Origin of the sequence: Streptomyces sp. NRRL F-2664 (assembly GCF_000719345.1) — a bacterium.
Lineage (GTDB): Bacteria > Actinomycetota > Actinomycetes > Streptomycetales > Streptomycetaceae > Streptomyces.
Map to the genome: position 1 here is coordinate 1 of NZ_JOFX01000220.1, position 1,240 is coordinate 1,240.

Annotated in this window: 1 protein-coding gene; it reads right to left on the reverse strand. The window is 68.8% G+C overall.

Going from position 1 to position 1,240, the window contains the following annotated elements; translation table 11 throughout:
* Positions 1-35 precede the first annotated feature (35 nt).
* Positions 36-1,157: an IS630 family transposase gene (locus IF89_RS45580; protein WP_030777279.1), complete on the reverse strand. Its 1,122-nt coding sequence runs from the start codon at positions 1,155-1,157 to the stop codon at positions 36-38.
* Positions 1,158-1,240: the final 83 nt, after the last annotated feature.

Here is a 1,240-nt window from a genome sequence, read left to right on the forward strand (position 1 = left end):
GTGCCGTGACCGGGAAGGTTTGCCGGGTTGGGTGGTCAGGCCGCGGCCGGTAGCGGTCTGCCGCCCCAGCGAATGCCTTTCTCGCTTCGGATGCGTGCTCGTTCGCGTCGCTGGGCGGCGAGGACGTCGGGGTGGCGGGCGTTCTGGTTGCGCCAGCGCAGGTAGGCGTGCAGGGCCCGGGTCTGGACGGTGTGGTTCGGATGGTGGGAGTTGGCCAGGGTGAACTGCCGCAGCGGCCCGAAGTGTGCCTCGATGGGGTTCGCCCAGGACGCGTAGGTCGGTGTGAAGCACAGCTCGACCTTGTTCCGGGCCGCCCACCTGCGGATCTTCCAGTTCAGGTGGGCGGAGAGGTTGTCGAGGATCACGTAGATCGGGGCGCCGTCCGGGCGGGCGGCGCGGATCGATCGCAGGGCGGCCCAGGTGTGGTCGATGCCTTTACGTCTGCGGTTGACGCCCCAGAGTTTGTCGTCGCCGACCGAGTAGCAGCCGTGGAAGCAGGTGATGCCGTGGGTCCGGCGGAAGGTGGCCGGCAGCCGGTCGGGGCGGCCTTGCTTCTTCCAGCAGGATCCGGCGATCGGACGGATGCCCAGCGGTCCGAACTCGTCGAATGCGAACGTCCGGTCGGGACGCTCGTTGACCGCGTACTCGATCCTGGCGAGCTTGGCGTCGAAGGCCGGGTCCGGGGACTCCTTCCAGGTCTTCGTGCGCTGGAAGGAGATGCCCCGGCGGGCCAGCAGGCAGCGCAGGGCCTCCCGGCTGATGCGAACCGGCCGGGAGATGTTGCGCCGCAGGTGGTCGGCGAGTTTGCGGATCGACCAGCGGGTGAAGGGCTTGCCCAACACGGTCGGGCGGGTGGTGGCCGTCTGGACGACGAAGTCCTCGTCGTCACGATTCAGCAGGCGGGGACGGCCTCCCGCCCACCGAGGGTTCAGGCATGCGAGCCCGATCTCGTTGAAGCGGTGGATCACGTCTCGGACGGTGTCCTCGTCCGCCTGGACCAGCCGGGCGATGACCGGGACAGTGCTGCCGCCGGCCGAGGCCAGCAGCATCATCGCCCGCCGGAACCGCACCGGGTTCGTGCTGCCCCGCCGAACGATGTGCTGAAGCTTCTGCCCCTCCTGCTCGGTCAGCCCGCGGACCCGGACCGGTAACGCCATACCGCCTCCCCATGCCAGTCGAAGTCGTCACATCCGACCAGCACAACGAGCAACCCGGCAAACCTTCCCGGTCACAGCACTAG